22 protein-coding genes are annotated in these 22,778 nt (G+C 55.9%); 15 read left to right on the top strand and 7 right to left on the bottom strand.

The genetic code is table 11. From position 1 onward, the window contains the following. Positions 1–39: 39 nt before the first annotated feature. The 3 genes from ACKJSM_RS12185 (at position 40) to ACKJSM_RS12175 (ending at position 2,140) form a co-directional block, all read left to right on the top strand. Complete coding sequence (locus ACKJSM_RS12185; RefSeq protein WP_236182103.1) at positions 40–1,161, top strand: beta-ketoacyl-ACP synthase III; 1,122 nt, start codon at positions 40–42, stop codon at positions 1,159–1,161. A gap of 137 nt (positions 1,162–1,298) precedes the next feature. After that, a complete protein-coding gene (locus ACKJSM_RS12180) occupies positions 1,299–1,910 on the top strand; it encodes an RNA polymerase sigma factor (RefSeq protein WP_236182104.1) in 612 nt (203 codons plus the stop codon). Further along, on the top strand, positions 1,904–2,140 hold the full coding sequence (locus tag ACKJSM_RS12175) for a zf-HC2 domain-containing protein (RefSeq protein ID WP_339485329.1): 237 nt from the start codon (positions 1,904–1,906) through the stop codon (positions 2,138–2,140). Before ACKJSM_RS12180 ends, ACKJSM_RS12175 begins: the two co-directional genes overlap by 7 nt. 152 nt (positions 2,141–2,292) lie before the next feature. On the opposite strand, the gene ACKJSM_RS12170 is transcribed toward ACKJSM_RS12175, so the two are convergent. Then, positions 2,293–3,615 carry a putative porin gene (locus ACKJSM_RS12170; protein ID WP_410237586.1) on the bottom strand — a complete coding sequence of 441 codons (1,323 nt, stop codon included), beginning with the start codon at positions 3,613–3,615 and terminating at the stop codon, positions 2,293–2,295. Between the two features lie 283 nt (positions 3,616–3,898). On the opposite strand from ACKJSM_RS12170, the gene ACKJSM_RS12165 reads away from it, so the two are divergent. Then, positions 3,899–5,023, top strand: a complete 1,125-nt coding sequence (locus ACKJSM_RS12165; protein WP_236182107.1) for a GNAT family N-acetyltransferase — start codon at positions 3,899–3,901, stop codon at positions 5,021–5,023. A gap of 15 nt (positions 5,024–5,038) precedes the next feature. On the opposite strand, the gene aqpZ is transcribed toward ACKJSM_RS12165, so the two are convergent. From aqpZ to ACKJSM_RS12140, 5 genes are all read right to left on the bottom strand, one after another. Further along, positions 5,039–5,734 (bottom strand): aquaporin Z, encoded by a 696-nt coding sequence (gene aqpZ, locus ACKJSM_RS12160; RefSeq protein WP_236182108.1) that lies wholly within the window; start codon positions 5,732–5,734, stop codon positions 5,039–5,041. A gap of 226 nt (positions 5,735–5,960) precedes the next feature. Next, positions 5,961–7,793, bottom strand: a complete 1,833-nt coding sequence (locus ACKJSM_RS12155; RefSeq protein WP_410237585.1) for an ABC transporter ATP-binding protein — start codon at positions 7,791–7,793, stop codon at positions 5,961–5,963. A gap of 88 nt (positions 7,794–7,881) precedes the next feature. Continuing rightward, positions 7,882–8,445, bottom strand: coding sequence for a peptidylprolyl isomerase (locus ACKJSM_RS12150; protein ID WP_102685996.1), 564 nt, complete (start codon positions 8,443–8,445; stop codon positions 7,882–7,884). A gap of 3 nt (positions 8,446–8,448) precedes the next feature. After that, positions 8,449–9,252, bottom strand: a complete 804-nt coding sequence (locus ACKJSM_RS12145) for an alpha/beta fold hydrolase (protein ID WP_236182110.1) — start codon at positions 9,250–9,252, stop codon at positions 8,449–8,451. Positions 9,253–9,266: 14 nt separating this feature from the next. Further along, positions 9,267–10,190 (bottom strand): LysR family transcriptional regulator, encoded by a 924-nt coding sequence (locus tag ACKJSM_RS12140; RefSeq protein WP_236182111.1) that lies wholly within the window; start codon positions 10,188–10,190, stop codon positions 9,267–9,269. A 49-nt stretch (positions 10,191–10,239) separates the two neighbouring features. Here ACKJSM_RS12140 and ACKJSM_RS12135 point away from each other — a divergent pair, with 49 nt between their 5' ends. The 3 genes from ACKJSM_RS12135 to ACKJSM_RS12125 all read left to right on the top strand — a co-directional run bounded on the left by ACKJSM_RS12135 (position 10,240) and on the right by ACKJSM_RS12125 (position 12,407). Then, positions 10,240–10,554 (top strand): 3-phosphoglycerate kinase, encoded by a 315-nt coding sequence (locus ACKJSM_RS12135; protein ID WP_236182112.1) that lies wholly within the window; start codon positions 10,240–10,242, stop codon positions 10,552–10,554. Positions 10,555–10,713: 159 nt separating this feature from the next. Next, positions 10,714–11,313, top strand: coding sequence for an FMN-dependent NADH-azoreductase (locus tag ACKJSM_RS12130; RefSeq protein WP_236182113.1), 600 nt, complete (start codon positions 10,714–10,716; stop codon positions 11,311–11,313). Positions 11,314–11,525: 212 nt separating this feature from the next. Beyond that, positions 11,526–12,407: a carboxylate/amino acid/amine transporter gene (locus ACKJSM_RS12125; protein WP_039772587.1), complete on the top strand. Its 882-nt coding sequence runs from the start codon at positions 11,526–11,528 to the stop codon at positions 12,405–12,407. Here ACKJSM_RS12125 and ACKJSM_RS12120 read toward each other — a convergent pair. Further along, positions 12,352–13,257, bottom strand: coding sequence for a LysR family transcriptional regulator (locus ACKJSM_RS12120; RefSeq protein WP_108560096.1), 906 nt, complete (start codon positions 13,255–13,257; stop codon positions 12,352–12,354). The two genes, ACKJSM_RS12125 and ACKJSM_RS12120, sit on opposite strands and share 56 nt — an antisense overlap. A gap of 169 nt (positions 13,258–13,426) precedes the next feature. Between ACKJSM_RS12120 and ACKJSM_RS12115 the strand changes: the two genes are divergently transcribed. The 8 genes from ACKJSM_RS12115 to ACKJSM_RS12080 all read left to right on the top strand — a co-directional run bounded on the left by ACKJSM_RS12115 (position 13,427) and on the right by ACKJSM_RS12080 (position 22,769). Next, entirely contained in the window at positions 13,427–14,071 is a 645-nt protein-coding gene (locus ACKJSM_RS12115) for a hydrolase (protein WP_179692324.1), read from the top strand. 252 nt (positions 14,072–14,323) lie between these two features. Then, positions 14,324–15,070 carry a GIN domain-containing protein gene (locus ACKJSM_RS12110; protein WP_410237584.1) on the top strand — a complete coding sequence of 249 codons (747 nt, stop codon included), beginning with the start codon at positions 14,324–14,326 and terminating at the stop codon, positions 15,068–15,070. A gap of 451 nt (positions 15,071–15,521) precedes the next feature. After that, positions 15,522–15,743, top strand: a complete 222-nt coding sequence (locus tag ACKJSM_RS12105) for a hypothetical protein (protein ID WP_410237583.1) — start codon at positions 15,522–15,524, stop codon at positions 15,741–15,743. 68 nt (positions 15,744–15,811) lie between these two features. Continuing rightward, a complete protein-coding gene (locus ACKJSM_RS12100) occupies positions 15,812–16,807 on the top strand; it encodes a radical SAM protein (protein ID WP_410237581.1) in 996 nt (331 codons plus the stop codon). 36 nt (positions 16,808–16,843) lie between these two features. Beyond that, the gene (locus ACKJSM_RS12095; RefSeq protein ID WP_410237579.1) at positions 16,844–17,992 is read left to right on the top strand and encodes a JmjC domain-containing protein; all 1,149 of its coding nucleotides are present in this window, start codon (positions 16,844–16,846) and stop codon (positions 17,990–17,992) included. Positions 17,993–18,010: 18 nt separating this feature from the next. Then, a complete protein-coding gene (locus ACKJSM_RS12090) occupies positions 18,011–19,261 on the top strand; it encodes an HlyD family secretion protein (RefSeq protein WP_410237578.1) in 1,251 nt (416 codons plus the stop codon). Between the two features lie 12 nt (positions 19,262–19,273). After that, positions 19,274–21,364 carry a peptidase domain-containing ABC transporter gene (locus tag ACKJSM_RS12085; RefSeq protein ID WP_410237577.1) on the top strand — a complete coding sequence of 697 codons (2,091 nt, stop codon included), beginning with the start codon at positions 19,274–19,276 and terminating at the stop codon, positions 21,362–21,364. Position 21,365: 1 nt separating this feature from the next. Next, positions 21,366–22,769: a TolC family protein gene (locus ACKJSM_RS12080; protein WP_410237576.1), complete on the top strand. Its 1,404-nt coding sequence runs from the start codon at positions 21,366–21,368 to the stop codon at positions 22,767–22,769. The last annotated feature ends 9 nt before the right edge of the window (positions 22,770–22,778 follow it).

Here is a 22,778-nt window from a genome sequence, read left to right as displayed (position 1 = left end):
TGCCAGCACTTTCTGCCTGAACAGATTAGAGAAACGACCATGCATAACGTCGTCATCAGCGGCACCGGCCTGTACACCCCGGCCAACAGCATCTCCAACGAAGAGCTGGTGCAGTCTTTCAATACCTACGTCGCCCAGTTCAACGCGGACAACGCCGAAGCGATCGCCAGCGGCGAAGTCCAGGCCCTGACCGAGTCCAGCGCCGCGTTCATCGAAAAGGCTTCGGGCATCAAGAGCCGCTTTGTCATGGACAAGGACGGCATCCTCGACCCTGCGCGCATGGCGCCACGCTTGCCGGAGCGTTCCAACGACGAATGGTCGGTGCTTTGCCAGATGGCCATCGGCGCTGCCGAACAGGCCCTGCAGCGTGCGGGCAAGACCGCCGCCGACATCGACGGCGTGATCGTCGCCTGCTCCAACCTGCAACGCGCCTATCCGGCCATCGCCATCGAAGTCCAGGAAGCGTTGGGCATCCAGGGTTTCGGTTTCGACATGAACGTTGCCTGCTCGTCGGCCACCTTCGGCATCCAGCAAGCGGCCAACACGGTGCAACTGGGCCAGGCCCGGGCGATCCTGATGGTCAACCCGGAAGTCTGCACCGGCCACCTGAACTTCCGTGACCGCGACAGCCACTTCATCTTCGGTGACGCCGCTACCGCCGTGATCATCGAGCGCGCCGATCTGGCCACCTCCAGGCACCAGTTCGACGTGGTCAGCACCAAACTGCTGACCAAGTTCTCCAACAACATCCGCAACAACTTCGGCTTCCTCAACCGCGCAGCGGAAGAGGGCATCGGCGCCCGCGACAAGCTGTTCGTGCAGGAAGGCCGCAAGGTGTTCAAGGATGTCTGCCCAATGGTGGCCGAACTGATCGGTGAACATCTGGAAGAGAACAAACTCAACGTCGGTGACGTGAAACGCTTCTGGCTGCACCAGGCCAACCTGAGCATGAACCACCTGATCGTGCGCAAGCTGCTGGGCCGCGAAGCCACCGAAGAAGAGGCCCCGGTGATTCTCGACACCTACGCCAACACCAGTTCCGCCGGTTCCGTGATCGCGTTCCACAAATACCAGGACGATCTGGCGGCCGGTTCGCTGGCGGTATTGAGTTCGTTCGGTGCCGGTTATTCGATTGGTAGCGTGATTCTGCGCAAGCGCTAAGAGCGAGTTCATTTCCTCTTAATCGCGCTGACGTTTCCTACAGCCGAATCGGCGCGAACGCTGTAATTTTCGAACGTGGCGGCAGGCGAATAGTTCTGCCGCTATCATTTTCGAAGTCAGGAACAGGGGATTGATGGATGGCCGTTGACGACACCCGATTGCTTGAACGTCTGCTCGCCGGTGAGCAAAAGGCTTTCAAGGAACTGGTCAGTACCTATCAAAGCCCCATGCGTGCGGTGGCCTACGCGATTGTCGGTCAGCGCCATGTCGAAGAAGTGGTACAGGATGCCTGGCTATCCGTGGTGCGCAATATCGGCCGTTTCGAGGGGCGCTCCAGCCTCAAGACCTGGCTGCTGACCATCACCGCCAACTCGGCCAAGAGCCGCTACAAACGAAATCGTCGCGAAGTGCTGCTGGATGATCTGCCGTCCCCCCACGGCACCATCGGCGACGATCGATTCTCTCCCGGCGACGGTCACTGGCTTGTCGCCCCGTTCGCCTGGCACCAGGACACGCCCGAAGCGCTGCTGACCGAAGGCGAACTGCGTGAATGCCTGGAGCATACGTTGCTCAGTCTCTCCGAACTTCAGAGCAGTGTGCTCACGCTGCGCGAGCGTCAGGGCCTGGAACTTGAGGAGATCTGTAATCTTCTGGAGATCTCGCTCTCCAATGTCCGCGTGCTGCTGCATCGGGCACGTTTGAAGGTCTTCGCGACCGTGGAGCATTTTGAGGAGACCGGCGAATGTTGACCTGCAAGGAGCAAGTGGCGCGATCCAGCGATTATCTCGATGGCCAGTTGAGCTTTCGCGAGAAGCTGATGGTGCGTCATCACCTGATGTTCTGCCGCAATTGCCGGCGTTTCATTCGCCAGATGCGTTTGATGCAGGCGACGTTGCGGGCGATGCCGCAAAAGCCTGAAGAGGGCGTGGAGGCGTTGGCCGAGCAACTGGCAGCGCTGCGGCGCAAGGATCGATCCTGAAAACACAGACTGGCGCGGCCGCAGCGAACGGATGATGGGGATCGCTGCGGTCGCGCCAGTCTGTTGAACGAAAGCAGCTTCAAGTTTCGAGCCTCAAGCTGCAAGTGAGGCATTCACTTGCAGCTTGAAACTTGCCGCTTGCCACTGTTCTTTTAGAACTTCGCTTCCGCATCCAGCTGCAGGGTGTTGGTGTCTGCGTCACGCTGGGTACGGCTGGAGAAGTCGGCCTTGGTCAGGAAGTAAGTCGCACCGATCGCGAAGTTCTTGTCGATGTCGTAGCCGACCTTGAACTTGTGGCCGCGGGAACCGGTGGTGCCGTTGGCGAAGTCCGAATCGGTGAAGGCGCCGACCACCGCGTTGCGCTGCACGTCACGATAGTTGTAGTCGAGGTTCAGGCCGAAGACTTTCGACTTGGCACCCACCAGCCAGGCGGTGTCCTGGTCGGTCACGGCATCGTTGTTCTTCACGTACTGACCGTAGAACGACAGCGGCATCGGCAGGCCGCCGATGTCGACCTGGCTGAAGCCTTCGTACAGACGGAATTCGTTGTTCGCCGAGTTGCCGTTGACGGCCAGGGCGCACGGCGTGGAGGTGCCGGTGCAACGGCTGTCTTCGTCGTTCTGGTAGGCGTAGACGCTGCCGCCCAGGGTCAGTTTCAGGTTGTCGGTGATGGCGAAGCGGCTGCCCAGCTGGCCGGCGGTCAGGCGCAGGTCGTGACGGAATTGCACGCCGTCGCCGTCGACGTTGTCCTTGAGGTTGTAGTTACCCAGGCTGCCGAACAGCTCGACGCTGCTGCCCAATGGATACTTGTAGGTCACGGCCAGACCTTCCGGGTTGATGTCGCTGTCCCAGATCACGTCGCCCATGCTCACCCACGGTTGCAGCATCTTGCCGCCGATGATGTGCAGGTTCTTGATCTGATCCGGGTGGTAGTCGATATAGCCCAGGTCGAGCCAGATCTGCTTCTTGTCGAAGTAGTTGTCCTGGTCCTGGTTGGTCGAACGCGCGTCGTCGCCGCCGCCGGTGGCGATACGGATGCCGGTGTCCACTTGCGGGTTGATCTCGGTGTACGCACCCAGACGGGCACGGATACGCTGGCGATCCTTGTCGCGGCCGCCGTTGTTCGGTTCGCCGTCGATCTTGATGGTTTCCTGACGGATACGCACATCGCCCTTGAACTGGGTCTTGGCGGCCCAGGCCAGTTTCTGGTCGAAACTGCTGAGCTCGTTGGTTTTCTTCGCGGTCGCCGCGATTTGCTCGTTGGTCTCTTGCTGCGCCTGCTGCGCGATTTGCTGGGCCTTCTGATCCTTGGCCAGTTCAGTTTGCAGTTCAACGTACTGCGCCTGGGATATCGAACCGTTAGCCTTGAGCATGTCGAGCAGTTTGGCGTCAACTGCGGCACTGGCCGGTACACTCATGGCCAGCAACAGGCCCCCGCACAGGGCCGCCGCAGTGTTCGTGGAAGCAAGACGCATAGCAATCTCCGAAGATGAAAAGGGGATGGCTGAACCATCCTGGGCACAACCGACGGTTTGACGGTCGGAAAACAGTGTCCGGGGTAGAACCCGGCGCTCTAAAAACAGGCGCCAGTATCGCGATGGTTTATGACAGAGCAGTGGCACGATGATGGCAGGTTGATGACGATACAAAACTGCCGTGAACTATTGATCTAGAGCGCTGTCGCGCACTCGGGCGTGGGCAACGCCCGGCCGATCAGCGATACTCGCCGGGCGTTCACGCCCGAAAGTGGAGAGGAAAATGCCGCTGCAACGTCTGCACAAACTGTCGGAAATTCCAGCCTCCGACTGGGATGTTCTGGTCCCGCAAAACCAGCCGTTTCTGCGCCACGCCTTTCTGGCTTCGCTGGAAGACAGCGGCAGCGTCGGCCCGCACACGGGCTGGCAAGCGGAGCATTTGCTGCACGTCGACGCGGGGCGCGTGATCGCGGCGCTGCCCGGTTATCGCAAATGGCATTCCTACGGTGAATATGTGTTCGATCACGGCTGGGCCGATGCCTGCGCCCGGGCCGGCATCGATTACTACCCCAAGTTTTTGAGCGCCGTGCCGTTCAGTCCGGTCAGCGGCCCTCGGTTGTTGGCAGCGAATGTCGAAGATGGGTTCGAACTGCTCAAGAGCCTGCCGGGCTATCTGGAAATCGAAGAACTCTCCAGCGCCCACATCAATTTCACCGACGCGTTCACCGATGCCGCCATGGCCGAGCAGCCGGGCTGGCTGCAACGCATCGGCTGTCAGTATCACTGGCAGAATCGCGGCTACCGCGACTTTCAGGACTTCCTCGACGTGCTCGCCTCACGCAAGCGCAAGCAGATGCGCAAGGAGCGCGAGCAAGTGGCGGGGCAGGGCTTCGAGTTCGAATGGCTGGAAGGCCGCGAGCTGGACGAGGCGCAGTGGGATTTCGTCTACGCCTGTTACGCCAACACCTACGCGGTGCGTCGGCAGGCGCCGTACCTGACCCGGGAATTCTTCAGCCTGCTGGCCGAGCGCATGCCGGAATCGATCCGCGTGGTCCTGGCCCGCCAGGGCTCACGGCCGGTGGCGATGGCGTTCAGTCTGGTGGGCGGCGACAGCTTCTACGGGCGCTACTGGGGATGCCTGGCCGAGTTCGACCGGCTGCACTTCGAGACCTGTTTCTATCAGGGCATGGACTATGCGATTGCCCAGGGTTTTCAGCGTTTCGATGCCGGCGCCCAGGGCGAGCACAAGCTGATTCGTGGTTTCGAACCGGTGATCACCCATTCCTGGCATTACCTGCGCCACCCCGGGCTGAAAGCCGCAGTCAAAGACTTCCTGCACCAGGAGCGCACCGGTGTGCTCGCCTATGCCGAAGAGGCGAGGAGCGCCTTGCCGTATCGACAGGCCTGATCCTCGCCGGCTCCTTCAGCTGTCTTCCTTGCCCAGCCAGCGATAGAGCACGCCGCCGACCACCGCACCGAGCAGCGGCGCGACCCAGAACATCCACAACTGGGCGATGGCCCAGCCGCCGACCATCAGCGCCGGGCCCGTGCTGCGGGCCGGGTTGACTGAGGTGTTGGTCACCGGGATCGAGATCAGGTGGATCAACGTCAGGGCCAGGCCGATGGCAATCGGTGCCAGGCCGGGCGGGGCGCGTTTGTCGGTGGCGCCGAGGATGATCACCACGAACATGGCGGTCATCACCAGCTCGGTGACGAAGCCGGCGGCCATCGAATAGTTGCCCGGCGAGTGCTCGCCATAACCGTTGGAGGCCAGGCCGTTGGCGACGTCGAAGCCTTCCTTGCCGCTGCCGATGTAGACGATCAGCGCCGCCGCGAGGATCGCCCCGATCACTTGGGCAATGATGTAGGCAGGCAGCTCTTTGGCCGGGAATCGGCCGCCGACGGACAGACCGACCGACACCGCCGGGTTGAGGTGACAGCCGCTGATGTGGCCGATGGCAAACGCCATGGTCAGCACCGTCAGACCAAACGCCAGGGCCACCCCCAGCACGCCGATTCCCAAGGGTGAAGACGCGGCAATGACCGCGCTGCCGCATCCGCCCAACACCAACCAGAACGTACCCAACAACTCAGTGACTGAACGTTTGAACAGAGACATGAGAGAGTCCTTGATAGACGTGCTATCGAGACTGCATCGAGTGGTGCTTCCTTGCAGACTTACGACAGGTTCCATTCCGGAGCCTTCGCTGATTACAGCAGGGTTTATGCAAATTTCCAGCAAGCGATAAAAAAACCGCCAGAGCCCGTCGTTAAGGGGCTCTGGCGGTTTTTTTCTTCCTGTTGATCGTTCCCACGCGGAGCGTGGGAACGATCAGTAGCGCGGTTCAATCGATGCCGACAAACCCTCCGGTCTGATGCGCCCACAGCCGCGCATACAATCCGCCGTGGGCCAGCAGTTCGGCATGGTTGCCGCTTTCGGCGATTTTGCCGTTTTCCAGCACCACCAGCCGGTCCATGCGGGCAATGGTCGAGAGGCGGTGGGCGATGGCAATCACGGTCTTGCCCTGCATCAGGGTTTCGAGACTTTCCTGGATTGCCGCTTCGACTTCCGAGTCCAGTGCCGAGGTCGCTTCGTCCATGATCAGGATCGGCGCGTCCTTGAGCAGCACCCGCGCGATGGCGATCCGCTGACGCTGACCGCCGGACAGTTTCACCCCGCGTTCGCCGACATGGGCGTCGAATCCGGTGCGTCCTTCGGCGTCCGACAGCAACGGAATGAACTCATCGGCGCGGGCCTTGCGCACCGCTTCCCAGAGTTCGGCGTCAGTGGCGTCGGGCTTGCCGTACAGCAAGTTGTCGCGGATCGAGCGGTGCAGCAGCGAGGTGTCCTGAGTGATCATGCCGATCCGCGCGCGCAGGCTTTCCTGGCCGACTTCGGCGATGTTCTGGCCGTCGATCAGGATCCGCCCGCCCTCGACGTCGTAGAGGCGCAGCAGCAGGTTGACCAGGGTCGATTTGCCGGCGCCGGACGGGCCGATCAGACCGATTTTCTCGCCCGGTTTGATGGTCAGATTAAGGTCGCCGATGATGCCTTTCTTCTTGCCGTAGTGAAAATCCACGTGCTCGAAACGCACTTCGCCACGGGCCACGGCCAGCGGTTGGGCCTGCTCCCGGTCGGTGACGCTGACCGGTTGCGAGATGGTCTGCAGACCGTCCTGGACCATGCCGATGTTTTCGAAAATGCCGGTGACCACCCACATGATCCAGCCGGACATGTTGACGATGCGGATCACCAGACCGGTGGCCAGGGCTATCGCGCCGACGCTGATCAGCGATTGCGTCCACAGCCACAGGGCCAGCGCGGTGGTGCCGACGATCAGCAGGCCGTTCATGGTGGTGATGGCCACGTCCATGCTGGTGACCACGCGGCCGGCCAACCGGGCTTTTTCGGTCTGTTCCTGAATCGCCTCGCGGGCGTAGTGCTGTTCGAAATTGGTGTGGGCGAACAGCTTCAGGGTGGCGATGTTGGTGTAGCCGTCGACGATCCGGCCCATCAGTTTCGAGCGCGCATCGGAGGCCTCCACCGAGCGGTCCTTGACCCGTGGCACGAAGTAATAAAGTGCGCCGATGTAGGCGGCGATCCACGTCAGCAGCGGAATCATCAGGCGCCAGTCGGCCTCGGCGAACAGCACCAGTGAACTGATCGCGTAGATCAGCACGTGCCACAGCGCATCCACCGCTTGCACGGCGGAATCGCGCAGCGAGTTGCCGGTCTGCATGATGCGCTGGGCAATGCGCCCGGCGAAGTCGTTCTGGAAGAAATTCAGGCTCTGCTTGAGCACGTAACTGTGGTTCTGCCAGCGAATCAGGCTGGTCATGCTCGGGCTCAGGGTCTGGTGCACCAGCATGTCGTGCAGCGCCAGGAACAGCGGGCGCAGCAGTAACGCTACCACCGCCATCCACGCCAGTTCGACGCCGTGCACCTTGAAGAAATCGACGTTCGGCGTGCCTTGTGCAAGGTCGATGATGCGGCTCAGATAACTGAACAGTGCCACTTCGATCAAGGCACCGAACAGGCCGACGATCAGCAGGGCGACGAAGCTCGGCCAGACCTGCTTCAGGTAATAGGTATAGAAGGGCAGAACGCGGTCCGGCGGGGATGCCGTCGGGGCATCGCGGAATATGTCGATCAGTTGTTCGAAACGGCGATAGAGCATCAGATAACCGCCCGGAGCACGGGCTCTCCTTTTATCAGTGTGAGCGGCGCGATGGGTAATCGACGCCGCTCGATATGCCCTGTAAAGCTTAGTCGATGCGCTTGGCCGACTTGATGATCACAGGGTCGACCGGCACGTTTTGCATGCCCTGTTTGGTGGTGGTCTGCGAGTTGACGATGATGTCGACCACGTCCATGCCCTTGACCACTTTGGCGAACACCGCGTAACCGGCGTCACGGCCCGGATCGAGGAAGGCGTTGTCGGCAACGTTGATGAAGAACTGGCTGGTGGCCGAATCCGGGTTGGAAGTACGGGCCATCGACAGGGTGCCACGAACGTTATGCAGACCGTTGCTGGCCTCGTTCTTGATCGGGGCCTTGGTTTCTTTCTGCTGCATCTGCTGAGTGAAGCCGCCGCCCTGGGCCATGAAGCCAGGGATCACGCGGTGAAAAATCGTGTTGTTGTAGAAGCCGCTGTCGACGTACTCAAGGAAGTTCTTGGTACTGATCGGCGCCTTGACCGGGTCCAGTTCGATTTCGATCTGGCCGTTGGTGGTGTCCAGCAGCACGTGCGGCGCTTTTGCCGGTGTGGCAGCCATCAGGTTGGCAGCGAACAGCACGGTGCCGGCGGCGAGGGCAAGTTTTTTCAGCATGGGTCAGTGATCCTGAGGGTGATTATCGGCTGTGGCGAGAAACTCCAGCAGCGTTTGATTGAAGCGTTCGGGCTGATCGAGCGGGGTGGCGTGGCGCGAATCGGCGATCACCACCAGCCGCGCATCGGGCAGCAGTCTGACATAGGTTTCTTTCAGCGAAACGGGGGTGTAGTCCCGGTCGGCGCTGACGACGAGCGTTGGACAGGTGACCCGGGAAAGGTGTTCCTGAACCCCCCAGCCAACAATCGCATCGAAGCTGGCGAGATAAGCACGTTTGTCGTTTTTTGCCCAGCGTTCGGCCATCTTCTGGCGCAAATCGGCCTGCTCCGGTTTGGGAAACAGCCTGGCGCCAAGGGCCTTGCCGATGGTGGCGAGGCTGAGCACACGCATCAGGCTCCAGCGCTTGAACCACTGCCAGTAATCGTCGCGGGTACGCAGTTTGACCTCCGGCGCGCTGTTGACGATGGTCAGGCTCTTGAGCATCCGCGGCTGATCGACGGCGAACTGGAAGCCGATCATGCCGCCCATGGACAGCCCGGCGTAGTGCACCGGGCCGAGCTTCAGGTGCTCGATCAGGGCGACGATGTCGGCGCTGAACCCGGCGATGCTGTAGCGCTCGCGGGGTTTGTCGGAGCGGCCGTGACCGCGCACGTCCGGGACGATCACCCGGTAATGCGCGGCCAGCGCCGGAATCTGCATTTCCCAGTCCAGGGTGCTGGAGCCCAGACCGTGAACCAGCAGCAACGGATCGCCGTGGCCATATTCCTCGTAGTGCAGGTTGCAACCTTCATGCTCGAAATACGCCATCGGTGAACTCCGTGTCAGGCTTGTTCGGGGGCGGCGAACGGTGCGTCCAGCGGCAGGGTGTCGAAGGTGCGCAGCAGTTCGATCAGGATTTGCGTCGCCGGGCCCAAGGGTTTTTCCTTGTTCGAATACAGATAGAAACTGGAGTTGCGATTGCCGCCTCTGTCCAACGGTAGCAGCTTGAGTGCGCCGTCTTTCAGTTCCCGCTCGATCATGTGCCGTGGCAGCCAGGCGAATCCCAGGCCACTGCTGACGAACGTCGCAGCCGTGGCGAGGCTGCCGACGGTCCAGCGCTGTTCGGCGCCGAGCCAGCCGACGTCTCGGGGTTGCTGGCGGCCGGAGTCGCGGATCACCACTTGCATCTGGGTTTCCAGGTCCTGAAAGCTCAGCTCGCGGTTGAGCCGATGCAGCGCATGATCAGGATGAGCGACGGCGACAAATTCGACATCGCTCAATTCCGCGCCGAGGTAACCGGGAATGCTCAGGCCGGTGATGGCCAGGTCGGCCACACCTTCTAGCAGCACTTCTTCGACGCCCGACAGCACTTCCTCACGCAGACGCACGCGGCAGCCACGGCTCTGCGGCATGAAAGCGGTCAGCGCGCGCACGATACGGGCGCTCGGGTAGGCGGCATCGACCACCAGCCGCACTTCGGCTTCCCAGCCCTGCTCCATGTGATGGGCGAGGTCTTCCAGTTGGCTGGCCTGTTTCACCAGTTGCCGCGAGCGCCGCAACAGCACGCCGCCGGCTTCGGTCAGCACAGCCTTGCGGCCATCGATGCGCAACAGCGGCACGCCGAGCTGGTCCTGCATGCGGGCGACGGTGTAACTCACCGACGACTGCGAGCGATGCAGGGCCTCGGCGGCCTGGGCGAATCCGCCGTGGTCGACCACGGCCTGCAACGTTCGCCATTGATCAAGGGTCACGCGGGGCGCTTTCATCAATAGCTCCTCTTGTCCTAAGCTGGCGGTCCCTCATGGAGACTGCCGAATGAAAAAATTCTGTTGTGTGTTGCTGGCGCTGCTTCCGCTGACTGCGTTCGCGTACCCGATCGATGTGGAAAAGGACCTCAACGGCCTGAAGATCGACTACAACGCGTTCGATACCGACAGCGACATCGGCTCGATCCAGGTCAACAACTACGGCGACGTCGACGCGACCTGCAAGGTGGTGTTCACCAACGGCCCGGAAGCGCCGCGCACGCGCAACATCGAGGTGGCGGCGGGCAAGCATAAAAACGCCACGGCCAAGTTCACCCGAACCATCATCAAGCTGCGCATCAAGCTGAGCTGCACCCCGAAATAGCGTCACGGGCCTGTGGGGGCGGGCTCCCACAGGCTGAGGCTTGCATCTAAACGAATTTTTCGATGCTTTGCAGCAATTATTTGCGCTTTTTCATCGATACGACACTGTTTAACCTTCACTCCATCGACTTACAACATTCTCGGATGGAGGCTACACAACATGTCCCGCGTTCTGATCATCGAAAGCAGCGCCCGCCAGCAAGACTCGGTTTCCCGCCAACTGACCCAGACCTTCATCAGTCAGTGGAAAGCGGCGCACCCGGCCGATCAGATCACCGTACGTGACCTCGCTGTGAACCCGGTGCCGCACCTGGACATCAACCTGCTGGGCGGCTGGATGAAACCCGCCGAGCAGCGCAACGACAGCGAGCAGGCCTCGCTGGACCGTTCCAACGAATTGACCGATGAATTGCTGGCCGCTGACGTGCTGGTGTTGGCGGCGCCGATGTACAACTTCGCCATTCCAAGCACCCTGAAAGCCTGGCTCGACCATGTGCTGCGTGCCGGCGTGACCTTCAAATACACCGAAACCGGCCCGCAAGGTCTGCTCAGCGGCAAGCGTGCCTACGTGCTGACCGCTCGCGGCGGCATCTATGCCGGTGGCCCGGCGGATCATCAGGAACCGTACCTGCGTCAGGTGATGGGCTTCATCGGCATTAACGACGTGACCTTCATCCACGCTGAAGGCATGAACCTGGGCGGCGACTTCCAGGAGAAAGGCCTCAACCAGGCCAACGCCAAACTGTCCCAGGTCGCCTGATATGTTAATCGCCAGATAATCGCCGATTGTTCTAGTGACCTGGCGCAACCCCTTCAAGGCTCTACGCGCATCGAACCTCCCTTTGCACTTGTTGCTCCTGAGTGCTGTAGCCCGATTGAACGCTTTAGCGAGATCGGGCTTTTTTTTGCCCGGGATTTAGCGATGGCCGGCAAAAAACGCTATCGTCGCCGCCATTCGAAATCGAGGCGAGCATGGGCTATCTACTTTTTGTCACGCTGATCCAGGCGTTTTCCTTCAGTCTGATCGGCGAATACCTGGCCGGTCATGTCGACAGTTATTTCGCGGTGCTGGTGCGCGTGGTGCTGGCCGGACTGGTGTTCATTCCGCTGACCCGCTGGCGCTCGGTGGAACCGGCGTTCATGCGCGGCATGCTGCTGATCGGGGCGTTGCAGTTCGGCGTGACCTACGTCTGCCTGTATTTGAGCTTCCGCGTGCTGACGGTACCGGAAGTGCTGCTGTTCACCATCCTCACGCCGCTGCACGTGACGCTGATCGAAGATGCGCTCAACCGACGCTTCAACCCGTGGGCGCTGATCGCTGCACTGGTGGCGGTCGCAGGCGCGGCGGTGATTCGCTACGACCGGATCAACCCGGACTTCTTCATGGGCTTTTTGCTGCTGCAACTGGCCAACTTCACCTACGCCGCCGGGCAGGTGCTGTACAAACATCTGGTGGCGAAACACCCGAGCGATCTGCCGCACTACCGGCGCTTCGGGTTCTTCTACCTCGGCGCACTCGCGGTGGCGCTGCCGGCGTTCCTGCTGTTCGGCAAATCCAACTTCCTGCCCGAAGCGCCGTTGCAATGGGGTGTGCTGGTGTTCCTTGGCCTGGTCTCCACGGCACTCGGTTTGTACTGGTGGAACAAGGGCGCGTGCCTGGTCAACGGCGGCACCCTGGCGGTGATGAATAACCTGCACGTGCCGGTGGGGCTGCTGCTGAACCTGCTGATCTGGAATCAGCATGAAGAGCTCGGGCGGTTATTCCTCGGTGGCAGCGTGATTCTGGCAGCGGTGTGGATCAGCCGGTTGGGGATTCGCCAGTCGGCGCCAGTTGCTCCACCAGAAACGCGATAAACGCCCGGGTCTTCTGCGGCACCCGCCGCGCCGACGAGTACACCGCGTTGATGGTGATCGCCGGCGCCTGCCATTCGCACAGCACCGGCACCAGTCGCCCGGCCGCCAGTGCTTCTTCGACGATGAAATCCGGCAGCAGCGCAATGCCCATGCCGGCCTCGGCCGCTTGCGCCAGCAAGTCGCCGTTGTTGGCGTGCAGCGGCCCGGTCACGTTGACGCGCTGCGTCTCCTTGCCATTGCACAGTTGCAGGCTGACCCCGCTCTGCAGATAGCCGTAGTTCAAACACTGATGTGAGCGCAGATCCTGCGGCGACTGCGGCGTGCCCGCGCGTTCGAGGTAAGCGGGGGAGGCGACCATGATGCGCGGCGCCGGTGCCAGTTGCCGGGCGATCATGGTCGAGTCGGGCAGGCTGGCGATGCGGATCGTCACATCGAACCCGCCGCGCACCGGATCGACCTGCTGGTCGCTGAGCACCAGTTGCAGCTCGATGTTCGGGTGCTGCTCGTGGAACAGCGGAATCAGCTTGCCCAGGCGCCGCAGGCCGAACGACATCGGTGCGTTGACCCGCAACACTCCGCGCAGTTCGCCCACCCCGTCTCGCGCTCGCTGCTCGGCCTCGTCCAGCGCCGCAATCACTTCCCGCGCCGCTTCGAAATACTCGGCGCCGGCTTCGGTCAGGTGCAGGCTGCGGGTGGTGCGTTGCAGCAGTTGCACGCCGATGGCTTCTTCCAGCGCCTGAATCTGTTTGCTGACTTTCGAGCGGGGCACGTCCATCGCCCGGGCGGCGGCTGCGAAGCCGTTCTCGCCGACCGTCACCACGAAGGCGCGCATGCATTCGATGCGATCCATGATTGTCCCTTTTTTGGAATCAATGATTCTCGATTTTAGGGAATTGTCCCTTTATAGGCTAGCCCCTAAAGTGACATCCAAGCCGAGACAACAACGCCGAAGACGGTCAGCCACTCGACTCACCCTTTACCCAATCGAAACTCTGAATCGACATCAAAAGGAACGCGCCATGTCTATCCGTGAACTGCTGAACCCAACCAACTCCGCCCTGATCCTGATCGACCACCAGCCACAAATGGCTTTCGGCGTGCAGTCGATCGACCGTCAGACCCTGAAGAACAACACCGTTGGCCTGGCCAAGGCCGCGAAGATCTTCAACGTGCCGACCATCTACACCTCGGTCGAAACCGAAAGCTTCAGCGGCTACATCTGGCCGGAATTGCTGGCAGTACACCCGGAGCAGAAACCGATCGAGCGCACCTCGATGAACTCCTGGGAAGACAAGGCGCTGGTTGACGCGGTGAAGGCCACCGGGCGCAAGAAGCTGATCATCGCCGCGCTGTGGACCGAGGTCTGCTTGACCTTCCCGGCCCTGGAAGCCCTGGCCGAAGGCTACGAGGTGTACATCGTCACCGACGCTTCCGGCGGCACTACCAAAGAAGCCCACGACATGTCGGTACAGCGGATGATTCAGGCCGGCGCGGTGCCGGTGACCTGGCAACAGGTGCTGCTCGAGTACCAGCGTGACTGGGCGCACAAAGACACGTATCAGGCGGTGATGGACCTGGTGCTGGAACACAGCGGCGCGTACGGCATGGGCGTCGACTACGCCTACACCATGGTGCACAAGGCACCGCAACGGCAGGTCAAGTAACCCGACATTTCGAAACTGAAGACAGTAGACCCTGTGGTAGCCACTCCCACAGGGTCTACTGTCGTCTGAGGATTCGTAGTCTGAATTAAAAGCCGCTATCGTCGCCGCCATTCGAAATCGAGGCGACTATGGCTACCCTGCGGCTATAGATGAGCACGAAACCAAAGGATGACTTGTGTGAGATCTGCGCATTGCAAAGTGGTTTTGGCTGTTTTCCTGTTGGGCTGCCTGGTGGAACTAGGCCATGTGGGAATGAAACATCAAGACAAAAGCGATTCAGCCAAGGCAAATTCGACGGCTTCATTCGAAACGGAGCAGTCGGTTGCTGAAAATGGAGCGTCGGCGTCGGCAATTGCAAAAAAACGGCCTGTAGCGAGCCGTTCCAGAATCCTGGATGCCCGCCTATTGCAGGGCGCAACGTTCTTAACCGTAGCAACCATTGTGGATGTCGAAGTCTTCAAATCAGAACATCCTGTTTTCGAGATCGTAGGCGAAAGTCAGGCGTTCATCGACTCGATAAAAGCGGACTTTGCAGAGGGCGACCTGATACTCAGCCATGAACTGAGTTCGCCGCTCAAACTCAAGTGTGGGAGCACTCCGGTATCGACGGATTCCACCGGGAGCTCTTTGGTGATCAATGCACGAACAGAAAGCAAGGCTCTGCCTTGTGCGTTGGTCAGGATCGGAGTCAGTAAAGTCCCTGACATCACGGTCAAGAGCAGTGGTGATGTAAAAGTGATGGGTGTGGCTCAGGAGCGGCTTGCTTTGAACATCTATGGTGCTGGAGATATTTCGGCTGATGGCAAGGTCAGGGAGTTGTCGATCCAGATCCATGGCTCGGGTGATGTAAACACGACAAAAATGTCGGCGGACAAGGTATCGATCCTTTCACAGGGATCGGGCGACGTCACGGTGATGGCCAGCGGCCGACTGCAATCGAAGCTGCAAGGTTCGGGTGACATAACAGCCATGAGACGCCCGAATAGCCCGCAAGGTTAAAAGAACGGGTCCGTTAGTTATCGATTAGTAGGTGAAAGTGTAAGGTAAAGTGTAAGTTTTTTGGATTTGCAAAGAATGTACTTGCTAAAGGTTAGAAGCCTTTGCTATGTCTTTTTTTAGATGCAAGAGATGGAAGGGCTGGCTCTCGAAAAAAAATAGTAATAATTACTATCGGCTGGTATTGCCTTCGGTTTGTAACGCAATTATGATCCCGCGCCTCGGACCAGCCGTCTTTGAACGGTACTTCTATTAGCTAGGGATTGGCTATGACTTCCTCTCCAAACATTTAACTAACGCACGCACATCGATTCCAGTGACACGCTGTGAGTCGGCATGTCTGTGCGCGAAATTTACCTCTATCTAAGTTTTCGTGAAACTGTTTTCACGAATAAATGGGCATGTTTAGTCAAACTTAAGCGTGCCTGCAACATTAAGACAGCAAGGAATAGCCGTGGAAAATAAAGCCAGTGGTACTGAACTCGTTGAGTTTGACGAGTATGGGTCGTATGAAATTACAGACTTGGAAGTACTGGATGCCGTTGCCGGTGGCTGGGAAGTCAACATCGGCTGTAACGGTGGTTCGGTCAATGCCAAGTGCGGAGATACTCCCGTGAACGGTGGTTGCGGTTCGCCACCTGTTAACTCGAGTTGCGGTGATGACCAGGATGGTTGATTGATGTGATAAGCGTGGAGTACCAGTCTGGTACTCCACTCACATAAATAGAATGATGAGTAAGTTAGATGGATCTAGATAAAAATATTCTGGCAACACTCAATCCGAAAAGCCTGGAGCTCATTCTTTATCCTACCGAGCAGTGTAACTTTAGGTGCACCTACTGTTATGAGGATTTTCTGATAGGGCGAATGGATGAAAAGACTCAGGAAGGAATAAGGAATCTCATCGGCAGGCGGTTGCCAAAACTGGATAATCTCCATCTCCAGTGGTTTGGTGGCGAGCCGCTTGCAGCGAAAGATCTGGTTCTCGGATTAAGTGAATTCGCAAAAAAAGCCTGTGATCAGGCCGGTGTGAATTTCAGTGGGGCTCTGACCACCAACGGATATCTCCTGACACTCGATCTGGCAGAAAAACTTTGTGGCTTGAATCAGCGGAACTATCAGATTTCGCTGGACGGATTTGAGGCTGGCCACGACAAGACCAGAAAGCTTGCCTCAGGCGCTGGCACGTTCAACAGGATATGGTCAAACCTCCTGGCATTGAAAGATTCAACCCTGGATTTCAACGTTACTCTCAGGGTTCATCTCACCAAAGAAAACGTCTCGTCTGTAAAAAGACTGGCTGAAGAAATAAAGCAGACATTCTTGTCTGATTCGAGATTCAAGGTATTTCTGAAGACCATTGAAAACCTAGGCGGTCCGAACGATACGTCAGGAGTTTTGCTGTCAAAAAGCGAAAGGCTCACAACGATTGCAGAGCTGAATGAGCTGTTGAATGAAAAAACCGTCAGCAAGTCTGATAACGGTACTTACGTTTGTTATGCGTCGCGTCCCAACTCTCTCGCGATACGCGCAGATGGAACGATACAGAAATGTACTGTGATGCTTTCAGATGACAGAAACTCTGTCGGGAAAATAAATGAGAACGGAACTGTCGAGCTGGATTCGGAACGGATGAATCTATGGATGAGGGGGTACTCGGATGACAAAAAAATACTAAGTTGTCCAGCGGTCGGTTTGCCCAAGTTACCGAATCTGATTCCTATTGTAAGTGCCAGCTAATCCGTAATTCCATCCTGCCGCAGTCGAGAGATTTGAATGCTTATTGATCTTGGAGTGTCGAATGAGTATTTCTTGAATAATATTCAGGAAAAAAACTTTTTTCTTCGTCGGGGCGCGGTTAAAGCCGATGTCTTCACGCTCGCCGATATAGATAATATTCTTGGTACGATCGAGCCGGAAGCTCCCGGTGTCAATCTCCATAATGGCACGTTTATACCGGAGAATGATTACGTTTTTACTTATAACGAAGTAGGAAAGCCACGCAAGACGATCATCAAGCCAAAGTTCTACAAACTGATGCAGGAAGGGGCAACGCTGATTCTAAATAGAGTGCACAAAAGCTCTCATTACATAGATAGCCTCTGTAAGGAAATTTCCGGCGTGGTGAATCAGGAAACACTGGGTAACGGCTACTTGGCGTTCAACCCGCAGGCAGCCTTTGGAAACCACTGGGACTGCCATGATGTGTTTGCCATTCAGTTGGTAGGGCGGAAAAGGTGGAGGATCTACCCACCTACGTTCGAACTTCCGATGCCGGGACAAACCAGTAAGGAATTCAAGAGCGAGTGCTCTGAAATACCTGTCCTGGATACGGTGCTGGAGGCGGGTGACCTTCTATATGTCCCTCGTGGCTGGTGGCATAGTGCAATAGCCCTGGGAGAGCCGACTTTTCATGTGGCGGTAGGGGTGCACACTACGCATATCAGCACCTATGTCGAATGGGTATGTAACAAGTTTCTCGAAAAGCATCTTGAATGCAGAAAAAGAATTGGCTTTTCGGAAAGCGATTCTAATGATCTCGAGCTGGCGTTTGAAAAAGTCAGGTTGGAAGTCATGAGTGAAGAGAATCTCAGTCTGTTCAAACAGACAATTATTTCCTCAAGCAGAACGAACACGAGATTTGACATAAATGCGAATGTGTTTGGGCAGGATGATAATCTGTCTACGAGTTCGAAATTAAACTTGAGCAGTCATTACGCTGCTGTCAGTGATGAAAGCTGCGTGGTCAATGGAATAAAAATACCGATCAATAGTATTGAGTGGAAAGTGATCAAGCTGCTTTCAACGCAGAATGGCTTGTCCATTGACGAGTTGTCGGTGCAACTTCGTGTGCCACAAGCGCCCCTGACAAAAATCGTAAGCTCATTGATTTTTCATGATGTTCTGTATCTTGCCAGTGCGTAAAATTTCATGAGTAATATTATGTTCAGGAAAGAGGCGCTGGTTGCCAAGGCGAGCAAAAATGAAATCTACGGAGAAATTATACTTGCGAGCCCGATCAATCATACGCTGATATCCATTTTCGCTATTGTATTTACCCTGATAACAGTTGCATTTCTGTTTGGTGGGCAATACACGAAGCGTGTTACAGCGCATGGAGAGCTTATTCCAGAGAGTGGTGTTACCCAGATATATGCGGTCCAAAGCGGGTTGATCAAGACCAGATCTGTCAGTGAAGGGCAGACAGTCAAGGCCGGTGACACACTTTTTGTTTTGTCCAGTGACAGGAAGAGCCAAAAAAAACTGGCCATACAAGAAACCATCAATGCTGCTCTTCAAGACAAACGAAGTAGCTTGGCGTCTGCAATAAGGACGACAGAGCATATTCATGAGCTAGAGATGGAAGCGTTGCGTAATAATGCCTCTACGCTGACGCGTGAAAGAGATAATCTTGATCAGCAGATATCGCTCGCTGTCCGAAAGATGGCGTTGTCGGAAGGCTCGGTGAAACGCTACAAAGGGTTGATGGAGCAAGGGTATATTGCTCCAGAACAACTTGATCAGAAACAGGAAGAGTTACTTGAACAGAAAATTCGCCTGAAAGATCTGGAGCGGAGTCGTGCAGATGTTGATTATAAATATGCGACCGTTTTACGTAATATATCAAGCACGCCGCTGACGCAATCGAATGTCAGAGAGGAACTCGTACGGAGCTTGCAGGTTATCGATCAGGAAGTAGTAGAGAATGAAGCGAAATATGAAACCGTTGTTTCCGCTCCAAGTGATGGCATCGTTACAGCGATAAGAGGAAACGTTGGTCAGACGGCAAAGGTTGACGAGGCACTGGCAGCCATTGTTCCAAGCGGATCAAAGTTTCAGGCTCATTTGTTTGTTCCCAGTCGTGCAATCGGATTTATCCGCAAAGGTGCGGTGGTAGGCGTGAGATACCAATCCTTTCCTTATCAGAAGTTCGGACAGGCCAAAGGATCGGTTCTGGAGATATCCGAGGCTCCTCTTCTTCCCACTGAGTTGCCGCCAATAGCGAATCCTGAATCCAGCAACGAACCAATGTACAGAGTGACGGTTGAACTTGAACGTCAATATGTAAAAGCCTACGGCGACGTCACGCCTTTACGAGCGGGAATGCTGCTGGACGCGGATGTCATGCTGGAGAAGCGAAAGTTATACGAGTGGATTATTGAACCGATCTATTCGATAACGGGCAAGATATAACTGGAAGTGACAATGAAAGAGTTGCTTGGAAAAATCAATTTTCATTCCGAAAACAGTACACCTGTCATTCATCAGTCCGAGCGTTCGGAGTGCGGGTTGGTGTGCGTCGCGATGATTGCGAGTCATTTTGGATATCACACGGATTTAAGAGAGATCCGTCAGCGATTTTCGGTTTCCCAGCAAGGATTGACTCTGCGTGGGCTCGTAAAGATCTCAAATGCAATGAATTTGAATAGCCGTCCGGTAAAGCTGGAAATGGCCGGTTTGAGCAGTCTCAAGTTACCCTGTGTACTCCATTGGAATTTTGACCACTTCGTGGTGTTGGTAGAGGTCAACAAGACGGGATTTGTCATACATGATCCTGCGCTTGGAAAGAGGACGGTTGCATACGAAGAAGTTTCAAAATTTTTCACTGGTATCGCCCTTGAGCTATGGCCGAATCCAGGCTTCGAATTAAAGGAAAAACCGCCGCGTGTTGGGATAACATCGGTCATCGGGAATGTTCGTGGAGCCTATCGATCAGCGGCAAAGGTTCTGGCGGTGGCATCAGCATTAGAATTAATGTCGCTCATGTCCCCTTTGTTTCTGCAACTGACGCTGGATAATGTCTTGCCGGCGTTTGATGTCGATCTGCTAGTCATGCTTGCGCTGGCTTTTGGGGGGCTTATGTTGGCCCAGGAATTCATGAAGCTTATAAGGGCTCGAATGCTGTTGTATTTTGGTACGCATTTGAATATACAGCTCAAGGCCAATATATTTAAGCACCTTATAAGTTTGCCGATCGAGTACTTCGAGAAACGGAGTCTCGGCGATATAACGTCGAGATTCTCTTCTATTGATCAGGTTCAGAGAACGCTCACTACATCGCTGTTGGAAGCGCTGCTCGACGGTGTCATGTCGGTCGCGATTGTCTGCATGATGTTTTACTACAGTGCATTCCTTGCTTCGATTTCGGTTATGGCTCTTGCGTTGTATCTGGCAATACGTTTTTTATGGTTTGTGCCTTTGAAGAAGGCGACAGAAGAGCAAATCATACATTCCGCCCGACAGGAAACCCATTTTCTGGAAACAGCGAGGGGGATTCGTGCGATAAAGTTATTCCAACGTCAGGAAGATAGAAGGGCGTCCTGGCTATCGATGCTTGTAAGCCAAGTTAATCTGGACTTGAAAACGCAGCAGATTCATATTTTATATCATGGCGCAATAGGTGTAATTACTGGTATAGAAAACATATTGATCATCTACTATGGTGTCAGTATGGTAATCGATGGGAAGTTTTCTATCGGTTTTTTGATGGCATTCATAGCCTATAAGTCGATTTTCAATTTGAGGCTCACTGCGCTGATCAATAAAGGTTTTGAAGTGAAGATGCTTCAGGTTCAAGGTGAGCGGCTTGCAGATATAGTGCTGACGAAGCCAGAACTCATGGTCGAAGATGCCGGGTCTTATAATAAAGGTGTCGAGCCAAGTATCGAAGTGATAGGGCTGAGCTACAAGTATGGTGATCATGAAAAGGAAGTTTTGTCGGATGTAAATTTCAAAGTGCTTCCAGGTGAATTTGTAGCCATTACCGGGCCTTCTGGTTGTGGAAAGACGACCTTGCTGAATTTGTTGCTTGGTATTTTCAAGGCGACTTCTGGAGAAGTTCTGGTCGGCGGTCTGGATATTAGCAAGGTGGGGATCGAGAATTTACGAAGCATGATCGGTACTGTTCTTCAGGATGATGATCTGTTCTCTGGATCGATTGCCGATAACATTTGCTTTTTTGATCATCAACCTGATCAGGAGTGGATGGAGACGTGTGCGAAGATGGCCGCTATCGATGAGGACATACGGTCAATGTCGATGGGCTACAACACATCTATTGGCGACATGGGAAGTGTTCTTTCCGGCGGTCAGAAACAAAGAATTCTTCTGGCCCGTGCATTGTATAAACGTCCCCGGATTCTTTTACTCGATGAGGCGACGAGTCACCTCGATCTGGAGAAGGAAAAAGAAGTTAACAGTGCTGTGGCCAGCTTGAAAATGACACGGATTATTGTTGCTCATCGACCTGATACCATTGCAGCGGCCGACCGCGTGATTCAGATGAGGCGGTCTTGAAATGCACAAGTATTTTTCGCCTGTGTTATTGGCAGCACTGGGTCTGGTGCCTTTACTTTCTTGCGCGGCGCCGATGTCTGACGTTTCCCGGCGCGGAGAGGTGGCTTATCTCGATACATCAATAAATCCAGGCTCGAGTCCTGAGAAAACGAGGGAAAACTTCTCCTCTGGATGTGCATGGGATGAGTCTCTGAGTATTGATGAAGCATTGGAACTTGCGCTTTGTGCGAATCCAAACTTGTTCAGAGCGAGAGCTAATATAGAAATTCAGAAACATAAGGTGGCTGCGGCCAGGTCTGCTTATTTGCCAAGCCTGTACTTGAATAGCGATGTACTCAAGGACGTGGCGGCTGCAAATGAACAGTCTTCATGGGGCTCTTCGTTGAATCTGTCGTGGCTGCTGCTGGATTTCGGTGGAAGGCGCGGCAGTGTTGAGGAAAACAATAGTCTATTACTGTCGGCAGTCCTGGCTCAGGATTCAGAATCGTTGTCTCTGGTGTCCGATGTTTCCAGAGACTATTTTGCCGTTGCCGCGGCGAAAGGTGTGATTGCCTCGAGCCTTGATAATGAATCGGCGGCCAAAGAAAGCTTTCTGGCTGCGCAGGCCAAATACATTGCGGGAGTGGGCGCGCGAGCAGATTTGCTGCAGGCTCAAACAGCTCATTCAGAGGCGATCCTTGATCGCGTCAGAGCACAAGGAAACTACCAAAAGGCAGTGGCGCAATTAACCTATACATTAGGTGTGGATCCGGGAGCGAAAATAGCGATCGACAAGCTTGATGAGTCTGTCTTTTCCGATGACTTGAACAAATCGCTAGAATTATTGATTCAGAAGGCGGCAGCGCAGCATCCATCCGTTCTTTCTGCCAGAGCCCAGCTTGAAGCCAGTAGGTTTCATCTGCAAACGGTTATCTCCGAAGGGAAGCCCAGTCTGTCTTTTGTAAGTTCTTATTCCGAGAAACGTTACACTCAGGAAAATTCCAAGGACTACAACGCGATGGAGGTTGGGCTAAAACTGACATTTCCGTTATTTGAAGGGTTTCGAAACAGCTCCAGAGTTTCCGAAGCCTACGAAAACATACAGCTTCAAGAGGCTCTGTTAAGGCAGGCTGAGCTGAGCGTTACCAATGCCATATGGGTGAATTACTCGGACCTAAAAACCGAGAACGAGAGTATCAACATAGCAAAAAGTCTGGTGCGTTCGGCCGAGGAGTCTTCGGGAGTGGCCAAGGGGCGATACAGGGCCGGGGTTGGTTCAATCATCGAACTTTTGAACGCTCAGACTGCACTCGCCAATGCAAACCAGCAGTATGTACAGTCGCTGGCACGATGGAGAGCCGCCAGAATTCGATTGGCTGCGAGCGTTGGTGTACTTGTACGCAATGACCAGAATATATCCATGTGATCATGATTT

It is taken from the genome of Pseudomonas sp. PHC1 (assembly GCF_046487845.1).
Taxonomy (GTDB): domain Bacteria; phylum Pseudomonadota; class Gammaproteobacteria; order Pseudomonadales; family Pseudomonadaceae; genus Aquipseudomonas; species Aquipseudomonas sputi.
The sequence above is the reverse complement of the archived record's forward strand: the minus strand, read 5'-3'. Positions and strand labels throughout refer to the sequence as shown.

What these genes read in the sequence shown, in the direction of transcription:
- ACKJSM_RS12185 (WP_236182103.1), top strand. Translation starts at nt 40, where the DNA reads ATGCATAACGTCGTCATCAGCGGCACCGGCCTGTACACCCCGGCCAAC.
- ACKJSM_RS12180 (WP_236182104.1), top strand. Translation starts at nt 1,299, where the DNA reads ATGGCCGTTGACGACACCCGATTGCTTGAACGTCTGCTCGCCGGTGAG.
- ACKJSM_RS12175 (WP_339485329.1), top strand. Translation starts at nt 1,904, where the DNA reads ATGTTGACCTGCAAGGAGCAAGTGGCGCGATCCAGCGATTATCTCGAT.
- ACKJSM_RS12170 (WP_410237586.1), bottom strand. Translation starts at nt 3,615, where the DNA reads ATGCGTCTTGCTTCCACGAACACTGCGGCGGCCCTGTGCGGGGGCCTG.
- ACKJSM_RS12165 (WP_236182107.1), top strand. Translation starts at nt 3,899, where the DNA reads ATGCCGCTGCAACGTCTGCACAAACTGTCGGAAATTCCAGCCTCCGAC.
- aqpZ (WP_236182108.1), bottom strand. Translation starts at nt 5,734, where the DNA reads ATGTCTCTGTTCAAACGTTCAGTCACTGAGTTGTTGGGTACGTTCTGG.
- ACKJSM_RS12155 (WP_410237585.1), bottom strand. Translation starts at nt 7,793, where the DNA reads ATGCTCTATCGCCGTTTCGAACAACTGATCGACATATTCCGCGATGCC.
- ACKJSM_RS12150 (WP_102685996.1), bottom strand. Translation starts at nt 8,445, where the DNA reads ATGCTGAAAAAACTTGCCCTCGCCGCCGGCACCGTGCTGTTCGCTGCC.
- ACKJSM_RS12145 (WP_236182110.1), bottom strand. Translation starts at nt 9,252, where the DNA reads ATGGCGTATTTCGAGCATGAAGGTTGCAACCTGCACTACGAGGAATAT.
- ACKJSM_RS12140 (WP_236182111.1), bottom strand. Translation starts at nt 10,190, where the DNA reads ATGAAAGCGCCCCGCGTGACCCTTGATCAATGGCGAACGTTGCAGGCC.
- ACKJSM_RS12135 (WP_236182112.1), top strand. Translation starts at nt 10,240, where the DNA reads ATGAAAAAATTCTGTTGTGTGTTGCTGGCGCTGCTTCCGCTGACTGCG.
- ACKJSM_RS12130 (WP_236182113.1), top strand. Translation starts at nt 10,714, where the DNA reads ATGTCCCGCGTTCTGATCATCGAAAGCAGCGCCCGCCAGCAAGACTCG.
- ACKJSM_RS12125 (WP_039772587.1), top strand. Translation starts at nt 11,526, where the DNA reads ATGGGCTATCTACTTTTTGTCACGCTGATCCAGGCGTTTTCCTTCAGT.
- ACKJSM_RS12120 (WP_108560096.1), bottom strand. Translation starts at nt 13,257, where the DNA reads ATGGATCGCATCGAATGCATGCGCGCCTTCGTGGTGACGGTCGGCGAG.
- ACKJSM_RS12115 (WP_179692324.1), top strand. Translation starts at nt 13,427, where the DNA reads ATGTCTATCCGTGAACTGCTGAACCCAACCAACTCCGCCCTGATCCTG.
- ACKJSM_RS12110 (WP_410237584.1), top strand. Translation starts at nt 14,324, where the DNA reads ATGAAACATCAAGACAAAAGCGATTCAGCCAAGGCAAATTCGACGGCT.
- ACKJSM_RS12100 (WP_410237581.1), top strand. Translation starts at nt 15,812, where the DNA reads ATGGATCTAGATAAAAATATTCTGGCAACACTCAATCCGAAAAGCCTG.
- ACKJSM_RS12095 (WP_410237579.1), top strand. Translation starts at nt 16,844, where the DNA reads ATGCTTATTGATCTTGGAGTGTCGAATGAGTATTTCTTGAATAATATT.
- ACKJSM_RS12090 (WP_410237578.1), top strand. Translation starts at nt 18,011, where the DNA reads ATGTTCAGGAAAGAGGCGCTGGTTGCCAAGGCGAGCAAAAATGAAATC.
- ACKJSM_RS12085 (WP_410237577.1), top strand. Translation starts at nt 19,274, where the DNA reads ATGAAAGAGTTGCTTGGAAAAATCAATTTTCATTCCGAAAACAGTACA.
- ACKJSM_RS12080 (WP_410237576.1), top strand. Translation starts at nt 21,366, where the DNA reads ATGCACAAGTATTTTTCGCCTGTGTTATTGGCAGCACTGGGTCTGGTG.